The 20148-nt window shown below is 46.7% G+C and carries 17 protein-coding genes and 1 pseudogene; 8 read left to right on the top strand and 10 right to left on the bottom strand.

From position 1 onward, the window contains the following. Nucleotides 1-376: 376 nt before the first annotated feature. On the bottom strand, nucleotides 377-1645 hold the full coding sequence (locus tag NST38_RS27865) for a hypothetical protein (RefSeq protein WP_076253623.1): 1269 nt from the start codon (nucleotides 1643-1645) through the stop codon (nucleotides 377-379). Nucleotides 1646-1931: 286 nt separating this feature from the next. On the opposite strand from NST38_RS27865, the gene NST38_RS27870 reads away from it, so the two are divergent. After that, the gene (locus NST38_RS27870) at nucleotides 1932-2417 is read left to right on the top strand and encodes a hypothetical protein (protein ID WP_076253624.1); all 486 of its coding nucleotides are present in this window, start codon (nucleotides 1932-1934) and stop codon (nucleotides 2415-2417) included. 335 nt (nucleotides 2418-2752) lie between these two features. Then, nucleotides 2753-4170, top strand: a pseudogene (locus tag NST38_RS27875) (IS1182 family transposase). A gap of 611 nt (nucleotides 4171-4781) precedes the next feature. Here the strand turns inward: NST38_RS27875 and fni are convergent. The 9 genes from fni to NST38_RS27920 all read right to left on the bottom strand — a co-directional run bounded on the left by fni (nucleotide 4782) and on the right by NST38_RS27920 (nucleotide 15387). Beyond that, a complete protein-coding gene (fni, locus tag NST38_RS27880; RefSeq protein WP_076253625.1) occupies nucleotides 4782-5849 on the bottom strand; it encodes a type 2 isopentenyl-diphosphate Delta-isomerase in 1068 nt (355 codons plus the stop codon). A gap of 324 nt (nucleotides 5850-6173) precedes the next feature. After that, nucleotides 6174-7655: a phytoene desaturase family protein gene (locus NST38_RS27885; protein ID WP_076253626.1), complete on the bottom strand. Its 1482-nt coding sequence runs from the start codon at nucleotides 7653-7655 to the stop codon at nucleotides 6174-6176. Then, nucleotides 7652-8800, bottom strand: coding sequence for a glycosyltransferase (locus NST38_RS27890; RefSeq protein WP_076253627.1), 1149 nt, complete (start codon nucleotides 8798-8800; stop codon nucleotides 7652-7654). Before NST38_RS27890 ends, NST38_RS27885 begins: the two co-directional genes overlap by 4 nt. A 1-nt stretch (nucleotide 8801) precedes the next feature. After that, nucleotides 8802-9563, bottom strand: a complete 762-nt coding sequence (locus NST38_RS27895; protein ID WP_076253628.1) for a lysophospholipid acyltransferase family protein — start codon at nucleotides 9561-9563, stop codon at nucleotides 8802-8804. Next, nucleotides 9532-10299: a carotenoid biosynthesis protein gene (locus tag NST38_RS27900; protein ID WP_076253629.1), complete on the bottom strand. Its 768-nt coding sequence runs from the start codon at nucleotides 10297-10299 to the stop codon at nucleotides 9532-9534. The genes NST38_RS27895 and NST38_RS27900 overlap by 32 nt, the downstream gene beginning before the upstream one ends. After that, the gene (locus NST38_RS27905) at nucleotides 10299-11171 is read right to left on the bottom strand and encodes a phytoene/squalene synthase family protein (protein WP_076253630.1); all 873 of its coding nucleotides are present in this window, start codon (nucleotides 11169-11171) and stop codon (nucleotides 10299-10301) included. Before NST38_RS27905 ends, NST38_RS27900 begins: the two co-directional genes overlap by 1 nt. Then, nucleotides 11168-12631: a phytoene desaturase family protein gene (locus NST38_RS27910; protein ID WP_076253631.1), complete on the bottom strand. Its 1464-nt coding sequence runs from the start codon at nucleotides 12629-12631 to the stop codon at nucleotides 11168-11170. The genes NST38_RS27905 and NST38_RS27910 overlap by 4 nt, the downstream gene beginning before the upstream one ends. After that, nucleotides 12628-14178: a phytoene desaturase family protein gene (locus NST38_RS27915; protein WP_076253632.1), complete on the bottom strand. Its 1551-nt coding sequence runs from the start codon at nucleotides 14176-14178 to the stop codon at nucleotides 12628-12630. The genes NST38_RS27910 and NST38_RS27915 overlap by 4 nt, the downstream gene beginning before the upstream one ends. A gap of 264 nt (nucleotides 14179-14442) precedes the next feature. Beyond that, nucleotides 14443-15387 carry a MerR family transcriptional regulator gene (locus NST38_RS27920; protein WP_036612617.1) on the bottom strand — a complete coding sequence of 315 codons (945 nt, stop codon included), beginning with the start codon at nucleotides 15385-15387 and terminating at the stop codon, nucleotides 14443-14445. Nucleotides 15388-15654: 267 nt separating this feature from the next. Between NST38_RS27920 and NST38_RS27925 the strand changes: the two genes are divergently transcribed. The 6 genes from NST38_RS27925 to NST38_RS27950 all read left to right on the top strand — a co-directional run bounded on the left by NST38_RS27925 (nucleotide 15655) and on the right by NST38_RS27950 (nucleotide 20128). After that, nucleotides 15655-17130, top strand: a complete 1476-nt coding sequence (locus NST38_RS27925; protein ID WP_076253633.1) for a phospholipase D family protein — start codon at nucleotides 15655-15657, stop codon at nucleotides 17128-17130. A gap of 126 nt (nucleotides 17131-17256) precedes the next feature. Next, nucleotides 17257-17880, top strand: a complete 624-nt coding sequence (locus NST38_RS27930) for a TetR/AcrR family transcriptional regulator (protein ID WP_076253634.1) — start codon at nucleotides 17257-17259, stop codon at nucleotides 17878-17880. Continuing rightward, a complete protein-coding gene (locus NST38_RS27935; protein ID WP_076253635.1) occupies nucleotides 17877-18218 on the top strand; it encodes a DMT family transporter in 342 nt (113 codons plus the stop codon). Before NST38_RS27930 ends, NST38_RS27935 begins: the two co-directional genes overlap by 4 nt. Further along, nucleotides 18218-18532 (top strand): DMT family transporter, encoded by a 315-nt coding sequence (locus NST38_RS27940; protein ID WP_017691901.1) that lies wholly within the window; start codon nucleotides 18218-18220, stop codon nucleotides 18530-18532. The genes NST38_RS27935 and NST38_RS27940 overlap by 1 nt, the downstream gene beginning before the upstream one ends. A gap of 303 nt (nucleotides 18533-18835) precedes the next feature. After that, on the top strand, nucleotides 18836-18967 hold the full coding sequence (locus tag NST38_RS27945; protein WP_256720167.1) for a hypothetical protein: 132 nt from the start codon (nucleotides 18836-18838) through the stop codon (nucleotides 18965-18967). A 213-nt stretch (nucleotides 18968-19180) separates the two neighbouring features. Then, nucleotides 19181-20128, top strand: coding sequence for a TetR/AcrR family transcriptional regulator (locus NST38_RS27950; protein WP_076253636.1), 948 nt, complete (start codon nucleotides 19181-19183; stop codon nucleotides 20126-20128). Nucleotides 20129-20148: the final 20 nt, after the last annotated feature.

Consider the following 20148-nt stretch of genomic DNA (forward strand, 5'->3'; position numbering starts at 1 on the left):
TTTCAATGGAGCGAAATGTCACTTTTAAAGAAAATCAAAAAAATCCGTCCATTTTTACTTTGGACGGATTTTTGTATTGTTACTGACTCCTGATAAATTTGAACCCGTATTTAGCCATGTTTAGTACGGCTAAGTACGAGTTCACATTATGGCACTCTGACTACGGGAGGAAACTTCATGGTAACCCAGTCAAAAGTATTTCAATTCATGCTCTCAATACGTGGTTTGTAACTACAAACCCCCACAGCGGACTTTCTCCGCCTAGTTAATCGCCATGCATGGCGCACAAAAAAAAGAAGCTTAGTTAATACTAAGCTTCTGATTACGATCTATGGTTATACCAAACACTCAATGATTATACTCTGTAATTCGTTGCTTAATAACTGTTATCCGTATAAACCCCTGACATTCCTAAACCATCATAGACATAACTATATTTCGAAAAAACTTCTCCTGTCTTTGTACCATTATAAAGATAATTCCCTTTATAAATCCCTTCTACGCGAGCATAACTTTTTACTCCATTGTTTGCGATGGAATACACCAAGCCTCCACTATCACCACCGATTAGCCCACCGTACTCAGTTCTCACTAAATGCATTGGGTTTCCAGGAATACTTAGATCAGAATCTATTACTTTCAAAAGGGAAGTACCCGTGCCACCTTTAGAAGTAGCATGAATTTTAACGTAATCACCGACTTGTCTATACGCCCCGGAATAATCAGTAGTACCAACGGTCATTGTACTTCCGTTAAGGAATACACTTGGCTTCACTCCTGATACATATTTCACAAAACCAGCATCATAGCTCGAACTTGAGCTATTATTTGCATTTGACATTGTACCAATAGAAGCTGATCCATCTGACAAATCATAGTATGTGCCGTTTGAACAGTGTCCTGCAGTCACACCAACATCATTTCCACTCGCTCTTCCATTAAAACCAAGACTACACACTCCCCAGGAATTTCCATCAACGTATCTTTCAATACGTTCACCTGAGAATAAATCATAAGCATTGTCTTTAATTTCAACATCGCCAACTATCCAATTAATCATATCTTCATTTAAATAGTTGCTTACAATCTCGTCCTTTTTGCTATCTAAATTCTCTTGCGTAATGTAAACATTGACTTTATTCTGTGTGGTATCGATTCCCACGGCTTCAAGGTCTAAAGATTCCGCATTTTTAAATATTTTTTCCTTTCCCTCGTAAAGTTCATTTTCGCTGTACTTTACATATTTGAATTTCAGTTTATCTGTCTTTTTGCTTTTACTCTTCAGCACTGTTTCGAGGTTATTACCCGCAAGGCTTTTAGCTTTGCTTTCGCTAGTTAGAAGTATTACATTGGTTCCATCTTCTTCGGTATACGCTCCAGCATAAGCATCTTTAAAGTTAGCAGCAATGTATTCCTGCAATTGGACACGATCATTCTGTGCCAGGGAAAACTCCTTACCCTCGGAATCCTGAGCTACCGCTACTGTATTAACTGGAGCAGGTCCGGCATCAATGGGTATTTCAAAATGATTTGAAGCAGGATTCGGACCCCCCCCAAGTTCAGGACCATTTGCAAAAGCTGAAGAAGATAAAAGCATTATTGACATGGTAAACGTTGTAGCAATTGAGATCAGCTTTCTTTTCATTCTTAAACCAACTCCTTTTCAACAAAAAATTTCCTGGATATGCAGCAGGGGCACAACACATACCTCAACTTTTTTCCAGGTATACTTTTAATAACGTTGCTTCCAAGCAAAATGTTCCATAAAATACAAAAAAATAGTATAAAATGTGTTTTATATACTTTCCGCTCTGACCGTCAGCTGGTTAGTAATGAATAAAACAATTGAAGATCTGCGCGATCGTATTGCAACATCCTTACTGAATATAGCGTCAAATATATATCAACTAATCGATCGGAGGCTGTTAAAGATGAAAACTGCGGGTATGCTGAAGTTGATCGCCCCTTTGCTCCTATTCGTTATTTCAGGCTGTTCATTTAACGAAGCGAATAATAAGCCGCTTTTCCTTCTGGATGTAGATGCACCAACTGAGGTCAAAATTAATGAACCGTTTAATGTAGAGGCCTTCTTACGGAATAAAGGTACAGCTACGATTCAATTGGAGCATGGAGTAAATATGTTTACCTATACTCTTTTTGATGAAAAAGAGAAGGCTATAGATCTTGGAACAGAAAATTCGATAGTAAATGGTATTGGAATCAGCACATCCATCAAATCGGGGGGCAGTTATAGTTATGATGGTAGTGAGTATGTACCTTCGCCACAAAATGTACTAGAGTTAAAAACTCCTGGGACATATACTTTGGTAGTTCGTGCAAAGTTTAGGGCACAAATTGACGGTCAATGGAAAGATATCGAATTAACCTCCGCCCCTGCTTCATTAACTGCAAAGTAAAAAAATACTGACAAAAAGCGGATTCCGCTTTTGCATTCGGCTAGGTCACCCCAATCATCTGTCTGATTCCTGTATTTAGTTTTTTGAACAATCTGCAGGAAATGATAGGAAATGACTTTACTCTTTCAGATGTGTTAGCGTACATACCGGATGATGATGGGTAAAAAAACAAACTGGGCTAAACATTGTCAACGGAGCGTAACGCTTTCTCACTTTTAAAGAGAAACATAAAAAATCCATCCATTTTTCTTGAGGCCACTGAAAAAGTTCTAATTTAGAAAAAGGTACAGTTTTTCAAGAAAAATTGAGTTATCATGAAAAGTAGGTGAGAGCAGATGATTCGACAACAACAAACTTTAGTCCTGAGTCCTTATGCGGTACTGTATGACATCGTCGTTCCGAAGGACAATATGCTCCGTCAAATCAGAGCTCGTGGACTTTACTTTCATTTATGAAGAACTCGAAGCGAAATATTGTTTGGACAATGGACGTAACGCCATTGATCCTATTCGCATGTTTAAATATTTACTGCTCAAAGCGATCTTTGAACTGTCTGACGTAGACATCGTTGAACGCTCGAAGTATGACATGTCGTTTAAATATTTTCTCGGTATGGCACCGGAAGATTCTGTTATTGACTCCAGCTCTCTGACCAAATTCCGGAAATTGCGATTGAAAGATATGCTCATTGGTAAAACGGTGACGCTTGCGATCGAGCAGAGTATTGTGAAGAGCCCTGCCATTATCGTCGATGCTACGCATACAAAAGCGCGCTACAACCAGAAGTCACCGCAAGACATTCTACAAGACCGTGCGCGGAAGTTGCGCAAAGCGATATATACCTTGGATGAATCAGCCAAAACCAACAAGCAAAAAGCTCGAAGATGAAATAGAGTATTGCCAGAAGCTTGTCACTTTCGTTGAAACCGAATCTGGGATCGCACAAGTACCGAAAATTCTAGAGCCTCTGAACCTGCTGAAAGAAACGATCTCAAATGACGTCGAGCAACTTCGCCTGGCAGCAGACCCCGACGCACGAGTGGGACACAAGAGCGCAGACTCTGCTTTCTTTGGATACAAAACACACCTGGCCATGACTGAGGAGCGGATCATTACAGCGGCCGTTATCACAACAGGAGAGAAGAATGATGGAAAACAATTACAGGAATTAATCAAATAAATCAAAGCGGCTGGCATGCAGGTGAAGACCGTCATTGGAGACGCAGTTTATTCCGAGAGGGATAATATTGTATACACCCACAAAAATGAAATTGCACTTGTAGCGAAATTGAAGCCACTGATTACGCAAGGAAACCGTAAAAAGGAAGATGAGTTTCTGTTTAACAAGGATGCAGGGTTGTATGTGTGTCCAACTGGGCATATGGCCGTCCACCAGGCTCGGCAAGGCAAGAAAAGTATCGGTAAAAACCAAACAGATACTTATTATTTTGATGTAGAGCGATGTGTGCGTTGTGCACTGAAGGAAGGTTGCTACAAAGAAGGTGCGAAAAGCAAGACATACTCCGTTTCGATAAAATCGGAAGAACATTCCAAACAAATGGCATTTCAAGAAACAGAATATTTCAAAAAGAAATCCAAAGAGCGTTACAAAATTGAAGCGAAGAACAGTGAACTTAAGCATGGACACGGGTATGATATAGCCACATCCTCGGGTTTACTTGGCATGCAATTACAAGGTGCAATGGCCATATTTGCTGTAAATTTAAAACGAATATTGAAGTTAGCAGAGTAAGGAGAACAGAGAACACAAGCGAATAATGCCAAAAAAAGAAGACATCACTCCCAATACTTGGGTGTAAATGTCTTCTTTTTTGGCTAAACGTTATCCACTACTTGAAAAAGTAAAGTTCTTCAGTGGCCTCATTTTTCTTTGGACGGATTTTTTGTATTCTCATAACTTCTAAATTGTATTAAAACAAAAAAAGTCTTACGTACTTATCCATGCTAAAGCATGAGATAGACAAGACTTTGTAAGGATTTGATTATATTTGGCACCCCATATACAGAACCAAATATAGATGACACAAACAGCGTTGACCCGAGGAATTTCAATCCACGCACTGGTCTGGCGTGTGAAATCCCGTTCGGCATGACTTCAATCCACGCACTCCACGGAGTGCGACTGCGAAAAAATACGTAATAAAGTCATCAAATTCAAACATTATCACGTATTCTCAATCATTATACCAAATTACAGAAAAGTTTGTGATAAAAAACATCCTTCAACGAACACATGTGTTGCCAAAAGGTCACGAAAACGATGTTTTCGACAAAATTCGAGGTGCGAATCCCCCAAGGAAATCATGTGAGCTTGGGGTTCGCACCTGCATTTCCACCCTCACTCTACCGCCGTTCCACCAGACGTAACGTCTGTTTCAAATCCTCGATCCGACCAACCCCGATGCCAAACATGACGGTACGCAGCTCAAATTCGACCTGTTCCAACCGCTCATTCAGCGCATCATCGGAAGCGACTGCGGATTCGAGCAGAGATCGGCCAAAACCAGCCAGATCCGCACCGAGCGCGAGGGCTTTGGCCGCATCCACGCCAGTGTGTAGTCCACCACTACCAATCAGGGCACCAGTAGGATTCAGCGCTCGTACTTCCTGAATACACTCCGCTGTGGGAATGCCCCAGTCGGCAAAAGCTTCAGCAGCTGCCCGGCGTACCGGGTTATTGTTGCGGTACTTCTCCACCTGTACCCAGCTTGTGCCCCCTGCTCCGGCTACATCAATGAACGCGACACCCGCTTCATATAGGCGTTGAGCCGTCACGCCATCGATGCCAAAACCTACTTCTTTTACGCCAACAGGTACGTCTAGCTCACGACACAAGTTTTCAATCCGTTGAAATAATCCGCTGAAGTTGGTGTTACCTTCCGGCTGGAAAACTTCCTGCAAGGTGTTCAGGTGAAGCACGAGCATGTCCGCACCCGCAATATCTACAGCACGCTGGAAATCAGCTGTTGTGAAACCATAGTTCAGCTGCACCGCGCCCAGGTTAGCAATGACCGGGATGTCCGGTGCCCAGCGCCGCACATCGAAGGTACTCGCAAATTCCGGCTGTTCCACGGCAGCCCGGATCGAACCTACGCCGAGCGCCCAGCCTCTGGCGTTTGCTACTCGGGCGAGGCGCTCATTAATGGCGCCCGTTGTTTTGCTTCCACCCGTCATCGAACTGATGAGCAAGGGTGTAGGTACTTTTTTGCCAATAAATGAAGTCTCCAGATGCACTTCTTCAAAATCCAGTTCCGGCAGTGGGTGATGACGAAACGCAAACCGCTCCATACCGCTGGTTACCCCTTCTCCTGCCACATTCTCCTCAAGACAGAGGCGCACGTGCTCTAGCTTCCGTTCTCCCGTAGCCACTTCGGGAAGCAGCCGTTCGCCGGCTCGCTCTTGTTCATTCATGATGAGACCTCCTATGTGAGAATCGTGCGGATCGACAGGATAACCTGCCCGTTCCTTACTTCTATGTATATACGTCTTTTGCAAAAGACAAAAACATTAATCCTATAAGCATTACAGCTCAGCAGTTTAACTCTATTCAGTATAACGTTCCAAACCGGCTATTGAAAGGATGCCCCGACACCAAATGTCTCACTTAAATCCCGGAGCACCACTATCTCATACCTACTCAACAGCACGGATCATCCGTAGCAGCTTTAGCAGAGACGATACACACGCACATGGATCAACAGAACACATTTTCACTCCATCATCTGCACAACAAACTTATCTCAAGATTTCCGATGCCAATTGCTCACCAACAAGCTGTCCGGACAACGTCACTATCGGGGTTCCGCCGCCTGGATGTGTCGTTCCGCCGACGTACCAGAGTCCTTGTACATCTTTGCTTCGGTTGCCTGGTCGCATAAAGGTCTGCTTCACCGAGTTGGACGAGATGCCGTAGATCGACCCTTGATGCGCCAAGGTATCCAGTTCGATATCTCGCGGTGTGTACCGGATCAGCACATCGGATTCATTCAACCCGGTAATTCCCCGCGCCGCCAATTGTTCCAGCACAAACGCACCGTAACGTTCCGTCTGCTGCTCCCAATTCCATGAATCCGACAAATAGGGGGCATTGACCAGAATGAACAGATTACTGGCTCCCGCCGGAGCCATGCCCGCTTCCGAATAACCGGAATAACAGATGTAGATCGTGGGATCGGCGGGCATTTTACGGTCACGGAAAATATGGTCAAACTCCGGTTCATACCGTTCCGGGAAAAAGACCGTATGGTGTAACAACGCATCATATTGTCTTCTCACACCTGCCAGCGTCACAAATCCTGAAATGGAGGGCTCATACTTCCGTATGCGGGCATCGCTCATTTCTTTCCGATGTTCCGGTGCGAGCAGCAGTCGATTTATGCTAAGTACATCTCCATTGGCAACCACCTGATCGGCTTCCCGAAAGCCTTGGTCCGTGTCTACACCTGCCAATTTGCCATTCCGAACAACAATCTGTCGGACCTCTGTGCCGGTAATGATCTGTACACCTTTTTCCCGTGCCAGCCGGGTCATTCCTTCGATCAGTTGATAGGTTCCACCTTTGACCCCGTAGATGCCGACTTCTGCTTCCACATGCCCCATCATGGCAAAGATCGAAGGTGATTGATACGGCGATGATCCCACATAGGTCGCGTACCGTCCGAACATAGCCAGCGTATGCGGATGTTGGAAATATGAGCGCAGTAACTTATCCAGCTTCACCGTTGGCCGCACGCGGAGCAGGCTGCGCAGCATCTGAAGATTGTATTTGTCAGAAGGAGACAGCAGCAACTTACCCAGAAAATGACGATTGGCTTCCGCATATAGCGCGGCAGATTCATCCATAAACGCATCATAACGAGTTGCATCCTCCGGACTGTACGTAGCGATCTGCTCCTTCATCCACCCGCGATTACCTGACAAATCTACCACTGTGCCATCTGCAAATATATTACGCGTGCGCGGTTCTAACTCATATAATTGTACGTAATCTTCCATTGCTACTCCAGCATGGTCGAAGACTGAACGAAAGGTCGATGGCATCGTGATCGTGCTCGGTCCCCGGTCAAAATGATACCCGTCCCGCTCAATCTGCTGTAGCTTGCCACCTACATGTTGCTGCCGTTCCAGAATGGTCACCTGCACACCTTGTGAAGCCAGTCGTATTGCACACGACAGACCTCCAAATCCTGCACCGATTATAATGACGTTACCTCTCAACTGTACCGCCTACCTTTCCATACATACCCCTTGCCGGAGCGGCCTGCCTGCCAGGAAGCGAATCCGATGGCAATGACACAGGCCATGCTGACCGGTTGCAGAAGGGCAAGCCACCAGGGTTGTCCGCCAGCATGATCCGCTACTCTTTTTACAGCCATACCTAATAATGTTCCTAACAATCCATACAGAATGGACATCGAACTGCCCATAAGGAGTCCAATAATCAATCCTAGTGGAGGCACAATATACATCAGTGTATACATTAACATCGTGCCAAGCAGCAGCACGTCTTTGCGCCCCATACCTTCGTACATGTTTTTCTTATATCCGTTCCATACTTCTGCCCCGTTCTGATACATACGGGTATTTGTTACATCATGCACATCGGTCAGCATCACCGGATGACCTGCACGCTTGACTGCTTTGGCGAGACTCATATCATCCACCAGATGTGCCTGAATGGCAGCATGACCACCGGAAGCTTCGTAACTGGAGCGATGAATCAGCAAAAAAGCCCCCGTAGCGGCCACAAACATCGGACTGGATGATCTTCGTATCATGAAAATGGGCAGATGACTGATGATGGTGAAGACCATCATGGGTACAACAAGCTTTTCCATCCACGTCTTTGTTACCTGATAAGGAAAACCGGTTACCAGCCCCCCGCTCTGCTCACACCCTGCCGCAAGAGTCTGCCGAATGGCACTTGGCTCCAGACGCACATCCGCATCCACGAACATATACCATTCTCCCTTGGCCTCCTGAACCAGCCTGTGACACGCATAGGATTTCCCCATCCAGCCTTCGGGAAGATCAACGCCATGCAGCAAACGCACACGTGCATCCCGATCCGCAATCGCTTGTACCATGGCCGCTGTCTCATCTTCGGAGCGATCATCCAGCACCAATACTTCCATCCGGAATCCTGACATATCGCTAGCGAGCACACTTTCCAGACATCCTTCGATATGTAGTCGTTCATTTCTGGCTGGAATCAGCACCGAGACCAGCAGGTCTGGTGGTTGTATTCGGTCTGCTCGGAATGAACGCACTTTGGGCAGACAGGAGACGTTCCATAGAGCGAATAGCAACTGTATGCCCAATATGCAGGTAAGCACAATCCAGAAGATTTCAGATGCATTCATGCTAACGGTTCACCCGCTTTCGTGCCGCATCGTATTTTTCACTTGTCGAACGTACATGACGAATCAGTGGAATCGCATCTGGCAAACTTCCCTGCCCCATCCGTATAAGCTCTGATCTATGATCGTCTAACTGCTGTTCCAGCACATGGCCGAGTCTGGCGGCAATCTCTTCACTCTTCAACGCCTTCCAGTCTTCCATCACAGCTGGGCCCGCCTGCATCGATATTTCCGGTAAATCATGCTGGACCATCCCATGACACAAGGTTACCGGTACGGCGATGGCATTCGGAGAACGACGAAGCAACAATCCGATGCCTGGACGGAACTGAATTGGTCTGGCCTCCTGATGCAGAATTTCTCCTTGGGGAAAAATCCAGACCCTTTTACCTGAATCCAATAATTCACTGGTGTACTGTAGAGAGGTCCGAATACCGGACGCACTCTCCTTATTGATCGAATACGCACCCAATTTACGAAAAAAAGCATATTGCTGAAGCTGTTGCTCCTCCATCATCACATAATGATCACCCCGCGATGTCTGCCTGGCCGCATGATAGAGCAGCAGACCATCCCACCAGGAGCTATGGTTCATGAAATAGATCACCGGACGAGTCTGTTCAATCGGGGAGTTGTCCCTGATATCCACCTGCGGGTCGAGTGACCCCGAGAGAGTGAAGGAGCGGAAGCGCCGACGCAGCAGATAATAGTGATTGTATAAGGCAAAAATACGATTAAACGGTTTTGATTTTACGGCGCGAATCATAGAGCCAGCTCCCTTCGGCAAGAAGCACACCAGCAATGGCGATGATAAAGCTGCCCGTAATCCCTTCCTTTAGAGCAAGCAGGCCGAACAGAAGAATAAACAGCTGATACAACCATTTTGCACGCAGCAATGAGCTACGGTCATTAGGCATGGCCGGAAGGAAAAGGGACAAGAATGCACCCATGATAAACCAGCTTATGTAATTGGTCCACGGAACACCGTAGAAACCACCTGGAGCCTGCCATTCCCAGAATCCTCTCGCATGTGCAACAGGGTCGAGTACCAGATCAAGAACAATCGCCCAGAACCCGGTCTTCACTGCTCGAAGCAGTCTGCCAGTCCACGTTGAACCACCGCCACTTAACAGCGCCGAGTTACCCACCACTGCGATCCAGGCGAAACCCAGCGTAACTGGCACACTGAACAGATGAATCCCGAAGAAGTCTGAGTAAGCATACTCACCAAAGGGCCAATGCGTATGAACGCCTACCCACTCTACGCCCATACCTCCAAGCCAGATAATCACAGAGGATATCCAGAGTCCGGGTTTCAGCCAGATGACTGACTGGTCGGACAGGCCTGTCCGATTACGCCCTTGATAGATCAGATCCAGCACATACAATGCGTAGAAGATTAGAAATAAACCATTAGAAAAAGATAATACGTCAGGCACACCGATCGTTAGCATCAAGGTTGCTCCAATGACATACCACGCCCAGTAAAGCCACTGGATCATCAGGATACCGCCGTTCGGGAGGCTTGATAGGCCAGCATCGGGTAACGTTTCACAATCGCACCCAGCATCTCCAGTTTCAATTCATCGCTAACATATGCCCGTTTGGTATATACGTCATAATCGTTGCGTTCAACCGCGTGTAGAATGGTGGAGTAAAAGGCTGCTGCCAGCTCGATGGAAAATGCACTTTCCGTTGGGTACGTATCCAGACGATCCATGCCAATACGGAACCAGTTCAATGCTGCAGCTTTTAATTCATGAACAATGGCAATAAAGCGTTCGTCCACAACCCCGTCTTCAAAGTCCTGCTCGGTGTAACCATGCTTCTCCATAATCTCCAGCGGAACATACCGACGCACTCTGGCCCGATCTTCACCAACATCCCGAATAATATTAACGATCTGCATTCCTTTACCCAAAGCAATCCCGTTCACGGCTACTTCCGCGCCGTTATCATCCCGCAATACAGGCAACAACATCTCGCCTACGGTTCCGGCCACCAGATAACAATAATGCTCCAGTTCCTGCATCGTTGTATAATGCGTGACTTTAAGATCTGTGAGCTGCCCTTCCATCTGACGGAAAAATGGCCCCTTATCCAGATGAGGGAAACTGCTGAACAACCATCTCAGTGCTGGCCAGATAAAGTGTCCTTCCGCGTCGTCCAACCGATCAAACAAATCATGGATCTCGTGAATCGTATAGGGCGAATGTTCCGGCTCGTCTACACTGTCATCAATCATGCGGCAGAAGGCATAAATGACATATACCGCTTCCCGACGTGGACTTGGCAGCCCTCTAAAGGCCTGATAAAAAGAGGAAGAACCCTTTTGCATCAACTCTTCACACCTGCTCAAAATCGCTTCATTCATGTTCCCATCTCCTTCATGAGTTGATTGACGGCCATCCGTGCACTCTGCATTACAATCGGCACTCCGCCACCTGGATGTACAGATGCTCCTGCGGCATATAATCCCTTGATATTAGGGAATGGTTTGGGTTGCGGTCGGTATACACCGGACTGGAACAATACAGGTGCTATACCAAAGCTTCCGCCCCCATAGAGCCCGTCTCGCTCTGCGTCAGCGGGTGTACGTACCTTTTTCCACTTGATCGCTGCACGAAGTCCCGGGAATCCACGTTGCTCCGCTTCTTCCAGTACCCGTTCTGCCAATGCTTCACTCTCCTGATCCCAGTCGACACCTTCGGCATCTGGTACGGGAATGAGGAAATATAATACACTCTGTCCTTGAGGTGCTGCAGTTTCATCCAATGCGACCGGATTAAATACGTAAAATGAGGACTTTGCCGGAATGCGTCGCTGATTGAACACTTCCTGCAAACTGCCTTCAAGACTCGGTGGCAGGAAGAACTGGTGCGTCGTTGCATCTTCCCAGGTTTTGTCCACGCCCACATAGAGCAATACACATCCGGAAGAGGGACGATACGGTTTTCTTTTACGTGCTACCTCTCGTGATTGTCCAAGCAAACCTGATAGATGGGGGAAATCACCATTATAGATAACTGCATCCACATTTTCTGCGCCTGCTGCCGTTTCTATACCTTCACACACACCATTTTTAATCTTGAGTCCGGTCACTTCCGAATTCAGCACGACACGTCCACCACGTGATATCAGTTCCTGTTCCAGTATGGCTGGCAATGCTGCATATCCACCTTTGACCATCCAGATGCCATATTCATGCTCTGCGTAAGGTAAAAGGGAATAGATACCTGGCGTCCCAAACGGTGATCCACCAATGTATAAACTTTGCAGTGAGTATGCATCGAGCAGTTCCTCATGCTCAAAATAATCGCCTACCGCTTTCCGGACACTTTTGTGTGCACGCAATCTGCCCATGAGGGACATGAGCGAAGGTGTGAAGAAATCCCTTTTGCGTGGAAAAGCCCTTTCCAGAAAAGCTGCCCGGCCTGCCGGAAACAACGTGTCCATATCTTTCATGAATCGTGTGAATCCCCGGCTCTCTCCCGGGAACAAACGTTCAATCTCCGCCGTCTGCTCTTCACGTGAGGTCATCTTGGTCATGACACGACCACTATGGTAATGCACTCTGTATAACGGATCACAGCGAAGTAACTCAATCTTCGAACGATCTACGCCTGCCTCCTCCATGATGCCAAGTAACATCTCCGGCAGCAGTACGATCGTTGGCCCCTGATCGATCCGATACTCGCCTTCCTGCTCATATCCAATGCGTCCGCCAACGCGGGAACCCCGTTCATACACGGTGACATCCCAGCCTTGACGGTTCAATAACAGTGCCGAAGTGAGTCCGCCAATCCCTGCGCCTACAATAGCGGCCCGCTTCATGAATGCCCTCTGGCTTCTGCCGTCTTCACATAAGAGGATGGCTTGGAACGTGTGCGTGCGTCCTCTTCCTGAATCAGTCTGACACTAATCCGTGCCGATTCGAAAATCGTGGGCAACCCGCTGCCCGGATGTGTTCCGCCGCCTACCAGCCATACACTTTTCAACTCTTCAAACTGGTTATGGGGACGCAGATACATCATCTGACCCAGGTTATGTGCCATATTAAACGTTGCTCCGCGATACACGTCCAGTTCATTCTCCCAATCAAGTGGAGTGAACAGCATACATTCTTCAATACGGCTGCGTATGTCTGCCAGCTCAGGAATGCCTTCCATGCGTTTCATCATGGCCTCCTGCACATTCTCCCGTTCTGCCTCCCAATCAATGTCTGCGGTAAGGTTAGGCGTAGGCATAAGAATATACAAAGCAGATTTCCCTTCCGGTGCCAGCGTCGAATCAAGTCTGGAAGGGTTATGAATATATAGAGATGGATCGGCTGATAACATTTTATGCTTTGTAATCTCATCAACGTTTAACCGGTAGTCCTCGGGAAAATAGATCGAGTGATGCGGCAGGTCCACATCACCATCCACGCCCAGATACAGCATTGCTGTAGAGCAGGAATACTTTTTGCGTTTCATTTTCTCCGGGGTATATTTCTTAAGCACGCCTGGTTCAAACAGATGGTTAACCGCATGTGCAAAGTCGGCGTTCACCACCACATGGTCTGCTTCGATGCGTTCACCGTTCTCAAGCAACACACCTTCTGCACGACCATTGCGAACGATGACCTGTTTCACCGGGGTGGAAGTATGTATGCGTCCTCCGTGTTCTTCCACGACATCGGCCATGGCTTGGAAGATCCGATTCACGCCGCCAATGGGGTGGAACAATCCGTAGTGATGCTCAATAAACGATAATATGGTAAAGGTACCCGGACAATCCCAGGCAGACATGCCAAGGTATTTGGATTGGAATGTAAATGCCCAGCGTAGACGCTCATCTGTAAAATAGCGGGACAAGATTCCATAGACTGTATTGTGGACATCAAGCTTAGGTAGAGCTGTTACCGCATCCTTGCGTAGATAGTCAGTCAACTTGCCAAAAGGACGACGGAGCAGAGGCATGACTTTGCCAAACTTCACTTCTTCTTCTTGCATGAACCGAAGGTAATTGTCCTCATTGCCCGGAAACAATTCCTTAATCTGTGCAGCTGTATCTTCCCGATTACGAGAAGGCGTGAACACCTTATCACCAAAGTTCAGTGCGTACAGTGGGGTTAGCTCTTTCATATGCACATAATCGGATAACTTACGCCCCACCACGTCGAACATCTCTTCAATCAGCTGAGGCATCATCAAAAATGTAGCACCGCGGTCGAATCGATATTCACCCAGTTCCAATCTGGCAGAACGCCCCCCGATGACTGGCTGTTTCTCATACACATCTACCTCGTACCCCTGACCGGACAATAACATCGCTGCTGCAAGTCCACCCGGACCTGCACCAATGACAGCTGCACGTTTGCGTTGTTGATTCGGTATCATGCCACTCACCTTTCTATGTAGGGAATTCCTATAGTTCTCTAGCCCCTAACCTATTATTAAACCGCCCAAGAACACTTTAAGCGGTAACTAGCAAAAACATTATACAAATATAATACAAATATTATACGAGCTTGTAAACCAAAAAATGACCCGTCGGTCAAAATACCTGGTAATCCATTTATAAACACAAAAAACACCCTTTGATCACTTTCGTCAAAGGATGTCCTTTATACACTAACCTATTCATATCATTTGAGATTATGTTTAATTATTGGCCTGTCCAAACCGTGCACCAGGTGACCGCTCGGAGAGATATTCACGCTCCATCCACGACTGCCAGTCCGCAGAACTCTCCGGCATAATCCATTGCGGATAACGCGCATGCTCTGCACGCTCATAGCCCTTTCCACCAAGTACAAAGCGAATATGCGGGAACTCGTTTTTAATCCGCTCGACGAGTTGATCACATTTAACAAGAAGCCCTGGACTTGTGATCGACAGGCAGACCAACTTGATCTTCTGCTCCCGGATAATCGGGAAGATACCTTCTTCTGGCGTGTTCGCACCGAGATACAGTACTTCCGCTCCATTTTTGCGCATAAAAAGAGAGAACAGCAGCAATCCGACCTGATGGTGCTCCCCTTCCGGACACAACGCCAGAACTTTGGGCAGATGCGGATAGATCGGGAACAGATGGAAAAACTGATAAAAGCGCTGTGATATCAGCTGTGTCATGAAGTGTTCCTGAGCCACCGAAGCCCTGCCTTGCTCCCATGCATCTCCAACCCGAACCAGAATGGGCACCAACACATGATAGAACATCGAGTCATACCCATACATGGTGAACCCAAAATCAATCAAACCATTGGCACGTTCACCCTGAAAGTTGTAGAGCGAGTCATAGATCTGATCTGCCATGCGTGCGTAGGCTTCTTCCATCGTAGGCACCGGAGCCATGATCGGCGTGGGCACAGCCTCGGGCGGATTTAATTTGTTTACTTTCAACATCCGTACCGCTTCCGAAATATTGGTCTGATGTAGCTCAACCTGTTCTTTCAACCAGCGCAGATCCGCAACATTCTCTTCGGTATACATTCGATAACCCGATTCCGTCCGCTCAGGGGTGACCGCACTATACCGATTCTCCCAAGCCCGGAGCGTCACCGTCGGGATACCGAGCATGGCAGCGACTTGTTTGATGGAATACACCTTATTACCCACTTTCTTTCCTAAATGTCCAGATTTCAAAGGTTATATCATTGGTTCCCCGTCCTTGTCAGGCATATGAAAACCCTAACATTCTACAAAAATAATACACTCATTATACACAACGCTCAGACACCTGTCGATTGCATAATGCCAATTTTGCCATATGCGTTTTACTGCTACATTCGTTATGCTAGCGGGTTCTCCTGCGTCAACGTTATCATCCGTGTGGTAATAGAAGTCAGCAAGTACAGAAGGGGGAGTCCACCGTTGGCCTCATTACGCCGCCATACATCAGACCGCAAGTCTTCACGCGGCAAATTTCCATACATACGAACAGGACTTGTCCTATTGGTCCTATGGCTCATCGCCGTCATGCTCTATCAGACCTACAAACCATTACCAGCGGGCATTTCCTATGAAAGTCCAGAATACCGTGTGGATCAAGTCGAGTTCCTGCACGACCTCACTTATCCTTCCTCCGACGGACAGATGGAGCACGAGCAGCAGATTTTCCAGCGCATGATGCAGATTGTGGAGGAAGCAGAGCAGTTTGTCCTGGTGGATATGTTCCTGTTCAATAATTATCAACATAAGGGACAGAACTTTCCTCCCGTGAGTACTGAATTCACCGAAGCGCTGGTCACCAAAAAAAATCAGCATCCTGATATGGACATCTGGTTCATTACAGATGAAGTAAATACCAACTATAACTCAGCACCCAATCCGTTGCTGGAACAAATGAAACAAGCAGGCATTCATGTGGTCATCACGGATGTGGACCCTTTGCGTGATTCAACTCCAGTATACTCTGCGGTCTGGCGGACCTTCTTCCAATGGTTTGGCCAATCTGGAGATGGCTGGATCAAGAACCTGATGGCCACGGATGGTCCGGATGTCACTGTGCGTTCCTATCTCAAGCTGCTCAATGTGAAGGCCAATCATCGTAAAGTTGTTGTTAGTGAGAAGACAGCGATTGTCTCTTCTGGCAATATCCATGATGCGAGTGCCTACCACTCGAATATTGCATTTGAAGTAACAGGTCCAATCATTGGCGATATTCTTCAGTCCGAGCAAGCTGTTCTCGACATCTCAGGCGGAGGCAAGGTTCCTGCCTACACAGCTCCTTCCTCCAATTCAAACACGGGAGATTTGCGAATACGCTATTTAACTGAAGGCAAAGTGAATGACGCTGTACTCCATGAGATCAATCAAGCTGGCAAAGGTGACACCTTATGGATGGGCATGTTCTATGTGGCCTCTCCGAAAGTATTGGAAGCCCTGCTGGAAGCGGCAAAACGAGGAACCGAGATCCGGCTTGTACTAGATCCAAATGAAAATGCTTTTGGTCAGGAAAAGATCGGGATTCCGAACCGTCCTGTCGCCGCTGAATTGCATGATAAATCCGACGGTAAAATACAGATCCGCTGGTATAACACCACCAAGGAGCAATACCATACCAAGATGATCTATCTTGCCAAAGCAACCGGAGATCATATTGTCCTAGGGGGTTCAACCAACTTTACACCACGAAACATGAATGACTACAATCTGGAGAATGATCTATGGGTTGCTGCACCTCCAGACAATAAGTTCACGCTTGATATCGCGAATTATTTTGAGCGTATTTGGAATAATAATGATGCCGAGTTCACGTTAGACCTGGATGAGTTCCAGGAGAAGACTACGTTTTTGAAAGGTATCCTATATAAGTTGCAACTGATTCTGGGTCTTACGACCTTTTGATCAGAAACCACATCCATACCTGTTATATCCGCCTGTACTCAACTGTGCAGGCGGATATTTTCATCTTGACAGGTGATGTAAAGTATGGAAATATAATTACCTAACGACCGTTAGGAAGGTGATTGAATGACTGCACAATCCATTCGGGATGCAGCCCTGTTCCATTTTGCGAGAGATGGCTATGAGGGAGCTTCTCTGAGAGCTATTGCTGATGAAGTCGGGATTAAAAAACCGTCCATATATGCGCATTTCAGCTGCAAGGATGACTTATTTTTACACACCCTGGACTTTGCATTTCACGAGGTAACACGGCACACACTGGAATATTTCCGCGATCATGCGAATCTGCCATTGGAGCAGAGGCTGAAAGGCTTGCTGATCTGGTTCGAACAAGAATACAATGCCCATGCTTCGGCTCGTTTGATGTTGCGTAATTGTTTTTACCCACCCCTTTCTCTGTATGGCGAAGTGATGGATCAAGTGTATCCGTTTATCGATGGTATGGAACGCGCACTGACTCGTCTGCTGCAAAGGGCAATGCGTAATGAAGATATACCGCCCCTACCCGCGGAACAAGCCGCCATTGCATTTATGACGTTTCTCGACGGTATCACCGTGGAGATTATCTATGGAAGTTCCCGTCGGTACAAGAGACGGTTGGAAGCAGCCTGGCCTGTATTTTGGCATGGCATTCATCATTTGAACGACGAGGCACACAGCGTTGTGCCGGAAGGAGATTTAACAACATGAACCGCAACTGGTTATATGTATTTATCGGTGGAATTATTGAGATTGTCTGGGTAAGTGGGCTGAAACATGCCTCTAATGGTTGGGAGTGGACTTTGACGGGGATTGCCATCGTGATCAGCTTTGGATTGATCATTGCCGCTTCCAAAAGGCTGCCTGTGGGTACGGTGTATGCCGTCTTTACGGGAATTGGTACGGCGGGTACCGTCCTTACGGAAATGGTATTGTTCGGTGAACCGTTCCGCTTGGCCAAAGTATTGCTCATCGGGCTGCTGCTCTGCGGCGTAATCGGACTGAAGCTGGTTACGGATCAGCAAGAAGCCAAAGGAGGTGCAGTATAATGGCTTGGATGGCAATTGTAGGTGCAGGGATATGTGAAATTTTCGGCGTAATCGGTATTAATGGTGCTTCCACCAAGAAAGGATGGCCATACATCGTACTTATGCTGGTGTCGTTTGTGTTCAGCTTCTCGCTCTTGTCCTACGCCATGACGTCCATTCCCATGGGCACAGCGTATGCCGTGTGGACGGGGATCGGGACGGTCGGCAGTACGTTAACAGGCATGTTCCTGTTCGGTGAACGGAAAGAAGCGAAGCGTATCCTGTTTATCGCGATGATTTTGGTGGCAGCCGTTGGTCTGAAGCTCATCACGTAACGGAACAACTGAATTACACTCTTATATCTCCGATTGCAGTCCCACTTTCCGATCGCTGTTATCCCCAGATTTCTTTGATTCCCTTTGAAGAGGGATAAATCTGGTGATAAAGGCGAACACTTCGTTTCTTCAAGTCGGTTCTGCAATCTCCGTTATCGTGTAATTCTTAGCTTCCATTATGATATCTATTAAATCTTGTAATATAAATTAGACGACTTCGATCAGGAAGTCGTCTTTTTTTGGGGAATGATATAAATAGGGAACCTCTTTATACTTTGCTACGTAAGAAAGGATGTCGTAATCATGAGAAAATTATTGGCACACATGGGCTCTTATACAGGGTATACCCTTCTGATCGGCATGGCCATCTTCTATCTCATCGCTCTAGTCGCCATTATTATACTCGCCTTGTACGCCTTCACTGGAGGAAACTAACTTATCCATTCTTGATACCTTATCCCTATCGTACATACAAGCTGTACCTTGTTACTTGCCGTGTATTCTTTCCTTTGATCAGTCTCTTTTCTCCGCTCTGATTTTCCAATTTACTCCCATTTGAATTCCTTCAACCAGATCGTTTATACTAAGTTTGACCCTAAAGTCAATTCAAGAACTCACAAGTTCCCTGATGAGGTGAAAGTATCGTTAATGAACCCTATACATGAGATGAATGAGAAGAAAAAACTCATCATTACTACAGCACTCAAGCTATTCTCGGAAAAAGGCAGTGCCGCAACCTCCATGCAGGAGATTGCAGAGATATGCGGGATGTCCAAGGGAAGCCTTTACCTTATTTTCAAATCCAAAGAGGAATTGGAAGACAGCACGATGGAGTACTGCTTATTTACGCTCATAGACGAACTATCCCAGATCGAACATGAAGCTGACCTTACTCCGAGAGAACGTTCACACAAACAGATTGAGACACTGCTGGGCCATGTGTCCGAGCTAAAGGAATTTTTACGTGTTCAGATGCAAAGCATGATGATGAATGATGAGCCACATCGCAAGGAAAAATGCAACCCGCAGCATAAAGATCTGGAGATCCTTACACTACACGGTTTCAAGGACAAACTGGAAGATATGTACGGACCGGAGATTGAACCCTATACGATAGATCTTATTTTACTCATACAGGGTCTGTTCCTCTCCTACGTTAAGATCTGGTTTACGGAAATGCCTTCCCTTACCGTCTCCAAAATGGCAACCAATATGCTGCAAATGATTGATTATGCAGCTTACGGATTGCTCGATCAGCGCCCTGCGCCTTTGATTTTGTTGGAAGACTGGCCCGCATGGAATAGTGATCCAAACACAGACTCCACTGTGATGCGTCATCCCATTCACATTATTAAGCAAATGCAGGATATCGCTGGTTCCGATTTGCCATCAGGGCAAACAAAGAATGATGTGCTTGAAACCATCGCCATTCTCAGACAGGAGATGATGGAATTTACGCCTAGGCGTGCCATCATTCTTGGCATGATGCACAATTTGGAGAGCGTATCTGCCATCAAACCTTTGCACTCTGAGCTTAAGCACAGTCTGGATGCCAAGTATAGCCGGTTTATCCAGGCTGACTCGTCACACATATAAACAGGAGAAACAGAGAGGAG

This window comes from Paenibacillus sp. FSL H8-0104, assembly GCF_038050215.1.
GTDB lineage: Bacteria > Bacillota > Bacilli > Paenibacillales > Paenibacillaceae > Paenibacillus > Paenibacillus amylolyticus.